Below are 12844 nucleotides of genomic sequence, written 5' to 3'. Positions count from 1 at the left end.
GCCGGGTCGTCAGTCACTGAATATCTGTACGAAGGCTTGGGCCAGGCGGGCGGGTTCATGACGCGGCGAGCCGTCGTCGGCGGCTACCTGGGACAGGACGAGGCGCCCGCCGAGCCGCCGGACGGCCTTGTCGAGCGCGTCGGTGTCCTCCACCACGCCGGCGTCGGCGAGGACGACGTCGACGCGCAGGTCGGGGGCGTGCGCCTGGAGGACCTCCAGGTGCGTCTGGGGGGAGAAGTCGTCGGTCTCGCCGGGCTGCGGGGCGAGGTTGAGCGCGACGACGCGGCGGGCGCGGCTGGAGGTGAGCGCGCGGGCGAGCGCGGGGACCTTCAGGTGCGGCAGGACGCTGGTGAACCAGGAGCCGGGGCCGAACACGATCCAGTCGGCCTCGTCGACGGCGGCGAGCGCCTCGGGGCAGGCGGGCGGGTCGGCGGGCACGAGGGAGACGCCGAGCACGGAGCCGGGGGTGCTGGCGCAGGCGACCTGCCCCTTGACGCGGGTGATGTCGTCCGGGCGGTCCGGGTCGGCGCCGCGGACCTCGGCGACGATGTCCATCGGGACGGCGGCCATCGGCAGGACGCGGCCGTGCGCGCCGAGCAGCCGGCCGACCCAGTCGAGGCCGGCGACGGTGGAGCCGGGGCCGGCCCCGCCGGGCGCGCCGTCGGGGGCGTCGCCGCCGAGCAGCTCCCAGAGCGCGACGATCAGCAGGTTGCCGACGGCGTGCCCCTGCAGGTCGCCCTCGCTGCGGAACCGGTGCTGGACGACGTCGCGCCAGGTCTGGCCCCACTCGTCGTCGCCGCACAGCGCGGCGAGCGCCATCCGCAGGTCGCCGGGCGGCAGGACGCCGAGCTCGCGGCGGAGCCGGCCGCTGGAGCCGCCGTCGTCGGCGACGGTGACGACGGCGGTGAGCCGGTCGGTGACGCGCCGCAGCGCCGACAGCGAGGCGTACAGGCCGTGGCCGCCGCCCAGCGCGACGACCTTCGGGCCGAGAGGCTTCAACGCGTTCGTTTCTCTTCCCGTCCGGGACCCGGCAGCGCCGCGGGTCTCATTCGCGGCCGAGGTCACGATGGGCGACCTGCACCTCGATGCCCTCGTCCCGCAGCCGGGCGGCGATCTGTTCCGCCATGGCAACACTACGGTGTTTGCCACCGGTACATCCCACGGCGAGCGTGACGTAGTGCTTGCCCTCGCGCTCGTACCCGTCGGCGAGCAGCCGGAGGACCTCGGCGTAGGCGTCGAGGAACTCCTTGGCGCCGCGCTGGCCGAGCACGTAGTCGCGGACGGCGGCGTCGCGGCCGGTCTTCGGCCGCAGTTCCGGGACCCAGTGCGGGTTCGGCAGGAACCGGCAGTCGACGACGAGGTCGGCGTCGACGGGCAGCCCGTACTTGTAGCCGAACGACACGACGGTGGCGCGCAGGCTGGACTCGCCGGTGTCGTTGCCGAAGAACCCGATGATCTTGTTGCGCAGCTCGTGCACGTTGAGCCCGCTGGTGTCGATCACCAGGTCGGCTTCGGCGCGCACCTCCCGGACGAGCTCGCGCTCGCGGGCGATGCCGTCGACGAGCCGGCCGTCGCCCTGCAGCGGGTGCGGGCGGCGGACGCTCTCGAAGCGGCGCACGAGGTCGGCGTCGCCGGCCTCCAGGAACACCACGCGGGGGTGGACGCCGCGCGCCTCCAGCTCGGCGATCGAGGAGTGCAGGTCGTCGGTGAACGCGCGGCTGCGCACGTCGACGACGACGGCGATGCGCGGCACCGCGTCCTTCACCCGGCCGCCGAGGTCGGCCATGGTGGCGAGCAGCCCGGGCGGCAGGTTGTCGACCACGTACCAGTCGAGGTCCTCCAGGGACTTGGCCGCGGTGCTGCGGCCCGCCCCGGACATCCCCGTGACGATGACGATGTCCGGAATCTTGGACTCGTTGGTCATGTTCGCTTCCCCCCGTGCTCCCCGTCGGCCCCCTGGCCGCCGCCGGCCCCGTCGTGCCCCTCGGCCTCCGGCGCCTCGTCCGTCCCCGCGGCGCCGTTCGTTCCCCCGGCCCCGTTCGTTCCCCCAGGCCCGTCGTTCTCCGCGGCCCCGTTCGCTCCGGTGTCGCGGCGCCCCGTGCCGCGGGCCGGGACGGACGCGCCGTGCAGCGCCGCGACGATGCCCTCCGCGCTGCGCGGCCCGATGCCGGGGACCTCGGCGACCTGCTCGGGAGTCGCCTCCTTCAGCCGCTTCACCGACCCGAAGTGCTTCAGCAGCGCCGCGCGCCGGGACGGGCCCAGACCCGGAACACTATCGAGTTCGCTCACCGTCATGGCCTTGGAACGCCGCTGCCGGTGGAAGGTGATGGCGAACCGGTGCGCCTCGTCGCGGACCCGCTGGACCAGGAACATCCCCTCGCTGTTGCGCGGCAGGATCACCGGGTCGTCCTCGCCGGGCAGCCACAGCTCCTCCAGCCGCTTGGCGATCCCGCAGACGGCGATGTCGTCGACGCCGAGCTCGTCCAGCGCCCGCTGCGCCGCGGCGACCTGCGGCGGGCCGCCGTCGACGATCACCAGCTGCGGCGGGTAGGCGAACTTGCGCGGCCGGCCGGTCTCGGGGTCGATCGGCTGGTGCGCGCCCTCCTCGCCGCCGTCTCCCTCGGCGCCGTCCCCGGCGTCCGGGTCGCCGAGCGTGTCGAGCTCGCCCATCTTCTCGCTCTCGGCGAGGTAGCGCCTGAACCGCCGGGTGATGACCTCGTGGATGGAGCGGACGTCGTCCTGCCCCTCGACCGCCTTGATCGTGAACCGGCGGTACTCGCTCTTGCGGGCCAGCCCGTCCTCGAACACGACCATGGACGCGACCACGTTGGTGCCCTGCAGGTTCGACACGTCGTAGCACTCGATCCGCAGCGGCGCCTCGTCCAGCTCCAGGGCCTCCTGGATCTCCTGCAGCGCCCGGCTGCGGGTGGTGAGGTCGGACGCGCGGCGCGTCTTGTGCTGCTTGAGCGCCTCGTGCGCGTTGCGCGCGACGGTCTCCAGCAGGGTCTTCTTGTCGCCGCGCTGCGGGACGCGCAGGTGCACGGGCCCGCCGCGCTGCTCGGCGAGCAGCTCGGTCATCGCGTCGGCGTCCGGCGGCAGCGCCGGGACGAGGACCTCGCGCGGCACCGACTCGCTCTCGCCGTAGGCCTGGATCAGGAAGTTCTCGACCAGGTCGGCGGTGGTGACCTCCTCGACCTTGTCGACCACCCAGCCGCGCTGCCCGCGGATCCGGCCGCCGCGCACGTAGAAGACCTGGACGGCGGCCTCCAGCTCGTCCTCGGCGAAGGCGATCATGTCGCAGTCGGTGGTGTCGGCGAGGACGACCGCCTGCTTCTCCAGCGCCCGCTCCAGCGCGCGGACGTCGTCGCGCAGCCGAGCGGCGCGCTCGTACTCCTGGGACGCGGCGGCCTCGCGCATGTCGCGTTCGAGGCGCTTGATGAACCGGCCGGTGTTGCCCGCCATGAAGTCGCAGAAGTCCTCGGCGAGCAGCCGGTGCTCGTCCGGGGAGACGCGCCCGACGCACGGCGCCGAGCACTTGCCGATGTAGCCGAGCAGGCAGGGCCGGTCGAGCTGGTGCTGGCGCTTGAACACCCCGGCGCTGCAGGTGCGGACGGGGAACACGCGCAGCAGCTGGTCGACCGTCTCCCGGATCGCCCACGCGTGGGAGTACGGCCCGAAGTACCGGACGCCCTTGCGCTTGGCACCGCGCATCACCATCACCCTCGGGAACTCCTCGTTCAGGGTGACGGCGAGATACGGATAGGACTTGTCGTCGCGGTAACGGACGTTGAACCGGGGGTCGTACTCCTTGATCCAGGAGTATTCGAGCTGGAGGGCCTCCACCTCCGTGCCGACGACGGTCCAGTCGACCCGGGCCGCGGTCTGCACCATGGTCTGCGTGCGCGGGTGCAGCGCGGAGAAGTCGGCGAAGTAGGAGTTCAGCCGGGAGCGCAGGCTCTTGGCCTTGCCCACGTAGATGACCCGGCCGTGCTCGTCGCGGAATCGGTACACCCCGGGGGATTCCGGAATGGAGCCCGGTGCGGGTCGGTAGGTCGCCGGATCTGCCACGTTCTGAAGCCTAGTGGGCGCCGCCGACACCCGGCGCGCCCGGACGCCCTGGCCTGGGGTGATGGAGATCTCCCCATTTCGGGCGGATGTTCGTAATGGGAGTGGAAAGAGGGGTTCGGTCAGGTTTTTCGCACGCTCGGAGGAGGTCGTTCCGCAGGTGTCCGCGCTGTGGGCCTGGATCACGCTCGCCGTCGTCGTCGGGGTGTCCGTCGTCATCGTGGAGGGAGGCCGCCGGCTGCTGGCCGGCCGGCTGTCACGGCACCGGCCCGGGATCGGCCGGGTCGCCCGCCGCTGCACCGCGCCGGCGTTCGCCTTCGCCGCGGTGGTGAGCGCGAGCACCGCCATGCCGTACCGGCACATGAGCGACCACGCCGACGGGCTCGTCCGGCACATCATGCACATCGCCGTGATCGGCGTCACCACCTGGCTGGTGCTGCGCATCACCTACGCGCTCACCGACCCGCCGCTCGCCCGGCTGATGCGGATCGAGGGCGAGCGCAACCGGCGGGCCAGGCGCGCCCGCACCCAGATGATGCTGCTGCGCCGCATCGGCGCCATGGTGGTCGTCATCCTGGCGGTCGGCGCCGCGCTGTTCACCTTCCCGGCCGTGCGCGCGGTCGGCGCGGGCGTGCTGGCGTCCGCCGGGGTCGCCGGGCTGGTCGTCGGGATCGCGGCCCGGCCGACGCTGGGCAACCTGCTCGCCGGCCTGCAGATCGCGTTCAGCGACGCGCTGCGGCTGGACGACGTGGTGGTCGTGCAGGGCCAGTGGGGGCGCGTCGAGGAGCTGACGCTGTCGTACGTCGTCGTCCGGCTCTGGGACGACCGGCGGCTCATCCTGCCGGTCTCCTACTTCACCGAGCAGCCGTTCGAGAACTGGACGCGGCACACCAGCCGGGTGATCGGCTCGGTGGAGATGCACGTCGACTGGACCGTGCCGATCGAGGAGCTGCGCACCGAGCTGTACGCGATGCTGCAGGACAACCCGCTGTGGGACCGGCGCGAATGGGTGCTGCAGGCCGTGGACGTCATGCCGAACGGCCTGGTCAAGATGCGGGCGCTGATGAGCGCCGCGGACTCGGCGAGCGCCTGGGACCTGCGCTGCGACGTGCGCGAGCACCTCATCGCCTACATCCGCGAGCACCATCCCGAGGCGCTCCCCCGGTTCCGCACCGGCACCGACGACCTCGAAGAGCCCGGGCCGGACGCGGCCGCCGGGCCGGACGACCGGGACGCGGACGTCACCGCGACCGACCCGCAGGCGCGGCGCCGCGAGATGCGCGGCGGCGAGGTCGACGACCACGTCCGGGCCGCCACCGAGGACGCCGGCGGCGGCGGCCCGGCGCGGGCGAGGTCCGGTGCGATGCCGCTCAGGCGAGGCTGATCTTCCCGCCCTGCACGGTGATCTTCTTCTCCGCGAGCGGCCGGCTCGCCGGCGGGCGGGCCACCGACCCGTCGGTGATCTTGAACTTGCTGCCGTGGCAGGGGCAGTTGATCGTCCCGCCGGACACCGACCCGACGGTGCAGCCGCGATGGGTGCAGGTCGCCGAGAACGCCTTGAACTCCCCCTGCGCCGGCTGGGTCACCACGACCTTCTCCGACTCGAAGACCTTGCCGCCGCCGACCGGGATCTCGCCGGTCGAGGCGAGCGCCCCGCCGGTCCCGCCGCCACCGCCACCGCCGCCGTCCGCGCTGTCGCCGCCACCGGACGACCCGCCGCACGCCGCCGCCAGCCCGGCGACGCCCGCGAGCCCGGCGCCGAGGAGCAGGCCGCGGCGGGTCCCGCCCGCCGGGGCCGCGTCCCCGTTCGGCCCGGACGGCCCGGACGCCCCGGCCTCGGGGGCCGGCCGCTCCCCCGCCGGGTGCTCGGTCGCGTCCGCCCGCGTCTCGGACTGCTGTGGCATCGTCTCCGCCCTCCGCTGAACTCGGTTGCCGTGCTCCCTGCGTCACCAGGGAGTACGGAGCGGAAGCGGCGTCGGTTCAAATCCGAACCAAACCGATGATCTCCGCCGGCCGCGCGTCCGGCGCCCGGGTCAGCTGATGACGATGCCGCCGTTCTTCACCTGGACCGGGTACTCCTTGAGCGGGCGCGACGCCGGGCCGTGCGCCACCGAACCGTCGGTGATCTTGAATTCGCTGCCGTGGCACGGGCACTTGATCACCCCGTTCGCGACCTTGTTCACCAGGCAGCCCTGGTGCGTGCAGATCGCGGTGAACGCCTTGAACGCGCCCTGCTGAGGCTGCGTCACGACCACCTTGGAATCGGCGATGGTCTTGCCGCCGCCGACGGGGACGTCCGCCGCCTTCGCGACCTCCTTGCCGCTGAGGTCCTTCGGCTCCTTGTTCTGGTTCGTCGCGCACCCCGCGGCCAGCAGCGCGGCGCCCGCCGCGCCCGCGCCGCACAGCACCGTCCGGCGGGCGAGCCCCCCTGCCCCGGCGGACCCCGCGTCGTCGTGCGGGGCTCCGGGCGTCACTTCGTTGGTCATGCCCCCATGATCCTGGACGCCCCGCCGCGGACCGCACCGACCCGCCCGCGGAGCCCGGGCCGAAGCGGGAGCCCCGGCCGAGGCGCCCCGCGAGCGCTCAGCGGGCGTCGTGGGCGGCGACCACCCGCTTGGGGGCCTTGTTCCGCCATGCGTGCTCCACCAGCTCCGCGACGCGCTCCCCGGTGACCTTCGCCAGATCGGCCCGCAGGCCGACGAAGATCCTGGTGCCCGCGGTGCGCCACACCTCCTCGAAGACGGCGGGATCGGCGGCGACGGCCGCGGCGGCCTCCTCCTCGGTCACCGAGAACACCGCGGTCGCCTCCCCCTTCTCCACGCCGGCGAAGGGCCTGCCGCGCACCTTGAAGCTCGGCAGCCGGAAGTGCGTCGCCTCCTCCGTCTCCGGCAGGGCGAGCGCGGACCGGCGGATGTCGTCCAGCGTGACCACCACGGAACTCCCTTGCGGACTCGGTTCGGTGCGGTACGTGACGATACGGGGCGGGCCGGCCCCGCGTCAGCCGAGGATCTTGGCGAGGAACTGGCCGGTGTGGCTGCCCTCCACCTTCGCCACGTCCTCCGGGGTGCCGGTCGCGACGACGGTGCCGCCGCGCGAGCCGCCCTCGGGGCCCATGTCGACGATCCAGTCCGCGGTCTTGATCACGTCGAGGTTGTGCTCGATCACGATCACCGTGTTGCCCTTGTCGACCAGGCCGTTCAGCACGCCGAGGAGCTTGCGGATGTCCTCGAAGTGCAGGCCGGTGGTCGGCTCGTCCAGCACGTAGATCGTCCGGCCGGTGGAGCGCTTCTGCAGCTCGGCGGCCAGCTTGACGCGCTGCGCCTCGCCGCCCGACAGCGTCGGCGCGGGCTGCCCGAGCCGGACGTAGCCGAGCCCGACCTCGTTGAGCGTGTGCAGGTGCCGGTGGATCGCCTTGATCGGCTCGAAGAAGGCGGTGGCCTCCTCGATCGGCATGTCGAGCACCTCGGAGATCGTCTTGCCCTTGTAGTGGACCTCCAGGGTCTCCCGGTTGTAGCGGGCGCCGTGGCACACCTCGCACGGGACGTAGACGTCCGGCAGGAAGTTCATCTCGATCTTGATGGTGCCGTCGCCGGAGCAGTTCTCGCAGCGCCCGCCCTTGACGTTGAAGGAGAACCGGCCCGGCTGGTAGCCGCGCACCTTCGCCTCCGTCGTCTGCGCGAACAGCTTGCGGATGTGGTCGAACACGCCGGTGTAGGTCGCCGGGTTGGAGCGCGGCGTCCGCCCGATCGGCGACTGGTCGACGTGCACGACCTTGTCGAGCTGTTCGACGCCGTTCACCCGCTTGTGCTTGCCGGGGACGGTCTTCGCGCCGTTCAGCTGCTTGGCCAGCGAGTTGTAGAGGATGTCGTTGACCAGCGTCGACTTGCCGGAGCCTGACACGCCCGTCACCGCGGTCAGCACGCCGAGCGGGAACGCCACGTCCACGTTCCGCAGGTTGTTCTGCTGCGCGCCCTTCACCGTGACCTCGCGGCCCCGGGTGCGCGGGCGGCGGATCTCCGGCACCTCGATCGACCGGCGGCCCGACAGGTACGCGCCGGTCAGCGAGCGCTCCGACTTCAGCAGCTCGTCGACGGTGCCGGACACCACGATCTCGCCGCCGTGCTCGCCGGCGCGCGGGCCGATGTCGACCACCCAGTCGGCGGCGGCGATGGTGTCCTCGTCGTGCTCCACGACGATCAGCGTGTTGCCCATGTCGCGCAGCCGGATCAGCGTCTCCAGCAGCCGGTGGTTGTCGCGCTGGTGCAGGCCGATCGACGGCTCGTCCAGCACGTACAGCACGCCGACCAGGCCGGACCCGATCTGGGTCGCGAGCCGGATGCGCTGCGCCTCGCCGCCCGCCAGCGTCGCGGACGCGCGGTCGAGCGTGAGGTAGTCCAGGCCGACGTCCAGCAGGAACCCGAGCCGGGCGTTGATCTCCTTCAGCACCCGCTCGGCGATGTGCTTCTCGCGCTCGTTCAGCTCCATCGCGAGCAGGAACTTCGCGGCCTCGCCGATCGGCATCGCCGCGACCTCGGCGATCGACATCCCGCCCATGGTGACCGCCAGCACGACCGGCTTGAGCCGGGCGCCCTCGCAGGTCGGGCACGGGATCTCCCGCATGTAGCCCTCGAACCGCTCCCGGCTGGAGTCGCTCTCGGACTCGGCGTGCCGCCGCTGGATGTAGGGGATCACGCCCTCGTAGGCCGTGTAGTACGAGCGCGTCCGGCCGTACCGGTTCTTGTACCGGACGTGGACCTGCGTCTCGTGCCCGTTGAGGATCGCCTTGCGCGCCTTGGCGGGCAGCTTCTCCCACGGGGTGTTCAGGTCGAAGCCCATGGCGTCGCCCAGCGCGGACAGCAGGCGCAGGAAGTAGTCGCTCACGTGCCCGCCCGACCACGGCTGGATCGCGCCCTCGCCGAGGGTCAGCTCACCGTCCGGGACGACCAGCTCGGGGTCGACCTCCATGCGGGTGCCGAGACCGGTGCAGTCGGGGCAGGCGCCGTACGGCGAGTTGAACGAGAACGACCGCGGCTCCAGCTCCTCGAACGACAGGTCGTCGTACGGGCAGTACAGGTGCTCGGAGTACATCCGGGTGCGGTTCTCGTCGTCCTCGGGGAGGTCGACGAAGTCGAGGACGATCGTGCCGCCCGCGAGGCCGAGCGCGGTCTCCACCGAGTCGGCGAGCCGCTGCCGGGCCGTGTCCTTCACCGCGAGCCGGTCGACCACGACGGAGATGTCGTGCTTCTCCTGCTTCTTCAGCTTCGGCGGCTCGTCCAGGCGGATCATCGCGCCGTCCACCAGGGCGCGCGAGTAGCCCTTGGACTGCAGCTCGCGGAACAGCTCCAGGTACTCGCCCTTGCGGCCGCGGATGACCGGCGCCAGCACCTGGAACCGGGTGCCGGACTCCAGTTCCAGTACCCGGTCGACGATCTGCTGCGGCGCCTGCCGGCTGATCGGCCGCCCGCACTCGGGGCAGTGCGGGTGCCCGATCCGGGCGTACAGCAGCCGCAGGTAGTCGTAGACCTCGGTGATCGTCCCGACCGTCGACCGGGGGTTCTTGCTGGTCGACTTCTGGTCGATCGACACCGCCGGGGACAGGCCCTCGATGAAGTCGACGTCGGGCTTGTCCATCTGGCCGAGGAACTGCCGGGCGTACGCCGACAGCGACTCGACGTACCGGCGCTGGCCCTCGGCGAAGATCGTGTCGAACGCCAGGCTGGACTTCCCGGACCCCGACAGACCGGTGAACACGATCATGGCGTCCCGCGGCAGGTCGAGCGAGACGTCCTTCAGGTTGTGCTCGCGTGCTCCACGCACGATGAGTCGGTCATGCACGGCGTACTTCCGGTTCCTCTTCTGGGCGCGGTGATGGGGAGAGACAGATCGCTCTCCAGGCTAGCCAGGGGGTCCGACAGAATCCCCCGAGTCATTAACAGCGGCGGACGCCGCCGCATTTCGTGCCCCGCCCCGCCCGTCCCCGGACGGCCCCGGCGGCACCATCGCACCGTACACGTGTTCGAACACCACCCGCCACCGCAACGCGCCTACCGGGGGCGGAGGGCGTCCTGGACCAGGGCGACGGTGCGGCGCCGCAGGTCGTCGGGCCAGCCCCCGGCGACGGCGCCGTGACCGGTGGCGGAGACGAGCGCCATGACCTCGTCGAGGCGGGCGTCCGCGCGGACCGTGCCGGCGCGCTGGGCGGCCTCCAGGAGGGCGCCGAAGGCGTTGGCGAGGGCCATGATCTGGTCGCCGGGCTCGATCTCGGTGCCCTCCTCGGCCAGCAGGCCGACGACCGGGCCGATGTTCGCGGAGCTCTCGACGAGGAACGCGAAGTAGTCGTAGAAGGCGGTGGCGGGATCGCCGCCGGCGGCGAGGGCGTCGGCGCGCTCGATGAGGCGCCGCCGCAGCTCCTTCATGATCGCGGCGAGCAGGTCGCGCTTGGTCGGGAAGTGCCGGAAGACGGTGCCGATGGCGACGCCGGCCCGGGTCGCGACCTCCTCGGTCGAGGCGGCGGCGCCCTGCTCGGTGAACACCTCCTCGGCGGCGGCGAGGATGCGGGCGCGGTTGCGCCGGGCGTCGGCGCGCAGGGGCTTGTCCTGGGTCATCCGTCCGTCCGTTGACAAGATGAGTCGCGACTCATATTTTGCAAGGTGAGTTCAGACTCATGTTAATCCCCTCCGAAGGAGATGACGCATGTCCGAGCACACACCCCGAGAGCTGTTCGCGCGCTTCCAGCACAACGTCCTCGCGGGAGAGGGCGGGTTCGACGAGGAGATGCTCGCCGAGGACGTCGAGATCGAGATGCCGTTCGCGCCGGCGGGCCACGCCACGCGGATCGAGGGCCGCGCGGCGGTCACGGCCCTGGTCCGGCAGGGGCGCGAGGCGCTGCCCATCGCGTTCGAGGAGTTCCGGGACGTCGTGATCCACGAGACCGCCGACCCCGAGGTGATCGTCGCCGAGTACGCGCTGGTGGCGTCGGTGCCCGGGAGCGGCCGGCGCGCGTCGGCCGCCTTCGCCGTGGTGCTGCGGGCGCGGGACGGGCGCATCGTGCACTGGCGCGAGTACCAGGACCGGGCGGCGATCACCGAGGCGCTCGCCGGGTGACCCGCCGCGCGGGCTACTCGTCGTCCAGCGCGAACGACAGGTAGCGGTCGGCCGAGCGGCGGACGGCGTCCTTGCCCTCGGTGTGGACGATCTTCCGCCACCAGGCGCCGTAGACGCGGTCGAACTCGTAGGGCTCCAGGAGCCGCAGGGCCCGCCGGATGGTGCGCGGACGTTCTGGGATGAAGTTCGGATAGCTGTACATGAAGCTGACCCAGTCCCGGTCGTTGACGACGGTGAGGATGTCGCCGGAGAACAGGGCGCGGCCGTCCCGCCAGTGCAGCACCTGGCCGCCGTCGAAGTGGACGCCGGCATTGATCAGCGTGAGGCCGTCGGCCAGCGCGAGGGTGTCGCCCTCCCAGAAGACGACGGCGTCGTCGGGGCGGGCGACCCACCGGCGGTCGGCCTCGTGGATGTACACGGGTGCGTCGAACGCGTGCGCCCACTCGATCATCGAGCCGTAGAAGTGCGGGTGGCTGATGGCGATCGCGCTGACGCCGCCCAGCTCGTCGATCCGGCGGATCAGGTCGTCGTCGATGTGGGTGACCATGTCCCACAGCACGTTGCCGGACGGGGCGCGCACCAGCAGGGCGCGCTGGCCGATGGCGGTCGACGGCTCGGTGCCGACGCCGAGGACGTCCGGCCCCTCCTCCTCGATCCGGCCGCGGCGCCCGGCGGCGCGCAGCTCCTCCAGGGTCGTCCAGCGCTGGCCGTCCCAGCCGACGTACTGGCGCTCGTCCTCGCAGATCGGGCAGTCGGGGCGGGGCTCGCCGTACTGGACGCCGCACGTGACGCAGATGGGGTACTCCATGATCGGCATTGTGGTCCCGGAAGGCCGCCGGATCGGGGACGAACGCGCCGAAGGGCCGCCTGGCGCGGGCGCGGCGGCTGCGCCAGGATGGATCCTCCGACGCACAAGGGGGCCCTGTGGAGATCTGGCGGCAGGCGATCGACGAGGTGGACGCGGGCGCGGAGCGGGTGGCGCAGCGCGTCGCCGGGCTCAGCGCGCACGAGCTGCGGGCGCCGTCGGCGCTGCCGGGCTGGAGCCGCGGGCACGTCGCCACGCACATCGCGCGGAACGCCGACTCGCTCTGGAACCTGCTGGAGTCGGCCCGGACGGGCGTCGCGATCCCGCAGTATCCGAGCCTGGAGCAGCGCAACGCCGACATCGAGGCGGGGGCGGGCCGCGGCGCGGACGAGCTGGCGGCCGACGTGCGCGCGACGGCGGCGCGGTTCGCCGAGCAGGTCCGGACGCTGCCCGAGGCGGCTTGGAACGCTCCCGTCGTCGCGATGGCGGGATGGTCGCACCCGGCCTGGTACACGGTGCTGCGCCGCTGGCACGAGGTGGAGGCGCACCACGCCGACCTCGCCGCCGGGTACGGGCCCGCCGACTGGCCCGAGCCGTACGTGCGCTGGGCGCTGACGAGCACGCTCACCGACCTGGCCGCGCTGCCCAGCGATCTGCGCGGCGAACCGGCCGGATACCGGATCACCGCGACCGACTCCGGGGAGTCCGCCGACCTCGGCTGGACGGCGGGTGGGCCGGAGGCGTCCGGGTCCGGGCGGGCGCTGCTCGGCTGGCTGAGCGGCCGCTCGGACGGCGCGGGCGTGACGCTGCGCCCCGACGGCCCGGTGCCCGTCCCGCCGCCGTGGCCGCACCGGCCGTCCGGCTTCTGAC

General features: G+C 72.6%; 12 protein-coding genes. 3 read left to right on the top strand and 9 right to left on the bottom strand.

Annotation, left to right across the window (positions count from 1 at the left end):
* Nucleotides 1–9: 9 nt before the first annotated feature.
* From J4709_RS33340 to uvrC, 3 genes are read right to left on the bottom strand one after another with little or no spacing between them, the layout of a single operon-like run.
* Complete coding sequence (locus J4709_RS33340) at nt 10–999, bottom strand: gluconeogenesis factor YvcK family protein (protein ID WP_208246771.1); 990 nt, start codon at nt 997–999, stop codon at nt 10–12.
* Nucleotides 1000–1045: 46 nt separating this feature from the next.
* Complete coding sequence (gene rapZ, locus J4709_RS33335) at nt 1046–1924, bottom strand: RNase adapter RapZ (RefSeq protein WP_208246770.1); 879 nt, start codon at nt 1922–1924, stop codon at nt 1046–1048.
* On the bottom strand, nt 1921–4068 hold the full coding sequence (gene uvrC, locus J4709_RS33330) for an excinuclease ABC subunit UvrC (RefSeq protein ID WP_307801760.1): 2148 nt from the start codon (nt 4066–4068) through the stop codon (nt 1921–1923). Before uvrC ends, rapZ begins: the two co-directional genes overlap by 4 nt.
* A gap of 157 nt (nt 4069–4225) precedes the next feature.
* Here uvrC and J4709_RS33325 point away from each other — a divergent pair, with 157 nt between their 5' ends.
* Nucleotides 4226–5449 (top strand): mechanosensitive ion channel family protein, encoded by a 1224-nt coding sequence (locus J4709_RS33325; protein WP_307801759.1) that lies wholly within the window; start codon nt 4226–4228, stop codon nt 5447–5449.
* Here J4709_RS33325 and J4709_RS33320 read toward each other — a convergent pair.
* The 5 genes from J4709_RS33320 to J4709_RS33300 form a co-directional block, all read right to left on the bottom strand.
* A complete protein-coding gene (locus tag J4709_RS33320; RefSeq protein ID WP_208246768.1) occupies nt 5436–5969 on the bottom strand; it encodes a Rieske (2Fe-2S) protein in 534 nt (177 codons plus the stop codon). The genes J4709_RS33325 and J4709_RS33320 overlap by 14 nt on opposite strands.
* 129 nt (nt 5970–6098) lie before the next feature.
* Nucleotides 6099–6551: a Rieske (2Fe-2S) protein gene (locus tag J4709_RS33315; RefSeq protein WP_208246767.1), complete on the bottom strand. Its 453-nt coding sequence runs from the start codon at nt 6549–6551 to the stop codon at nt 6099–6101.
* A gap of 97 nt (nt 6552–6648) precedes the next feature.
* A complete protein-coding gene (locus J4709_RS33310) occupies nt 6649–6999 on the bottom strand; it encodes an MmcQ/YjbR family DNA-binding protein (RefSeq protein WP_208246766.1) in 351 nt (116 codons plus the stop codon).
* Nucleotides 7000–7062: 63 nt separating this feature from the next.
* A complete protein-coding gene (gene uvrA / locus J4709_RS33305) occupies nt 7063–9900 on the bottom strand; it encodes an excinuclease ABC subunit UvrA (RefSeq protein WP_208246764.1) in 2838 nt (945 codons plus the stop codon).
* A 209-nt stretch (nt 9901–10109) separates the two neighbouring features.
* A complete protein-coding gene (locus J4709_RS33300; protein ID WP_208246762.1) occupies nt 10110–10670 on the bottom strand; it encodes a TetR/AcrR family transcriptional regulator in 561 nt (186 codons plus the stop codon).
* An 88-nt stretch (nt 10671–10758) separates the two neighbouring features.
* Here J4709_RS33300 and J4709_RS33295 point away from each other — a divergent pair, with 88 nt between their 5' ends.
* Nucleotides 10759–11169, top strand: a complete 411-nt coding sequence (locus J4709_RS33295) for a nuclear transport factor 2 family protein (RefSeq protein ID WP_208246760.1) — start codon at nt 10759–10761, stop codon at nt 11167–11169.
* Between the two features lie 13 nt (nt 11170–11182).
* Here J4709_RS33295 and J4709_RS33290 read toward each other — a convergent pair whose 3' ends face one another.
* Nucleotides 11183–11977 (bottom strand): MBL fold metallo-hydrolase, encoded by a 795-nt coding sequence (locus tag J4709_RS33290; protein WP_232384423.1) that lies wholly within the window; start codon nt 11975–11977, stop codon nt 11183–11185.
* A gap of 116 nt (nt 11978–12093) precedes the next feature.
* Here J4709_RS33290 and J4709_RS33285 point away from each other — a divergent pair, with 116 nt between their 5' ends.
* Nucleotides 12094–12843: a maleylpyruvate isomerase family mycothiol-dependent enzyme gene (locus J4709_RS33285; protein ID WP_208246758.1), complete on the top strand. Its 750-nt coding sequence runs from the start codon at nt 12094–12096 to the stop codon at nt 12841–12843.
* The last annotated feature ends 1 nt before the right edge of the window (nt 12844 follow it).

Origin of the sequence: Actinomadura violacea, from assembly GCF_017573465.1 — a bacterium.
GTDB lineage: Bacteria > Actinomycetota > Actinomycetes > Streptosporangiales > Streptosporangiaceae > Spirillospora > Spirillospora violacea.
Note: the sequence above shows the minus strand (reverse complement) of the source record. Positions and strands in the feature narration are given on the sequence as shown.

What these genes read in the sequence shown, in the direction of transcription:
- J4709_RS33295 (WP_208246760.1), top strand. Translation starts at nt 10,759, where the DNA reads ATGTCCGAGCACACACCCCGAGAGCTGTTCGCGCGCTTCCAGCACAAC.
- J4709_RS33320 (WP_208246768.1), bottom strand. Translation starts at nt 5,969, where the DNA reads ATGCCACAGCAGTCCGAGACGCGGGCGGACGCGACCGAGCACCCGGCG.
- J4709_RS33300 (WP_208246762.1), bottom strand. Translation starts at nt 10,670, where the DNA reads ATGACCCAGGACAAGCCCCTGCGCGCCGACGCCCGGCGCAACCGCGCC.
- rapZ (WP_208246770.1), bottom strand. Translation starts at nt 1,924, where the DNA reads ATGACCAACGAGTCCAAGATTCCGGACATCGTCATCGTCACGGGGATG.
- J4709_RS33315 (WP_208246767.1), bottom strand. Translation starts at nt 6,551, where the DNA reads ATGACCAACGAAGTGACGCCCGGAGCCCCGCACGACGACGCGGGGTCC.
- J4709_RS33290 (WP_232384423.1), bottom strand. Translation starts at nt 11,977, where the DNA reads ATGGAGTACCCCATCTGCGTCACGTGCGGCGTCCAGTACGGCGAGCCC.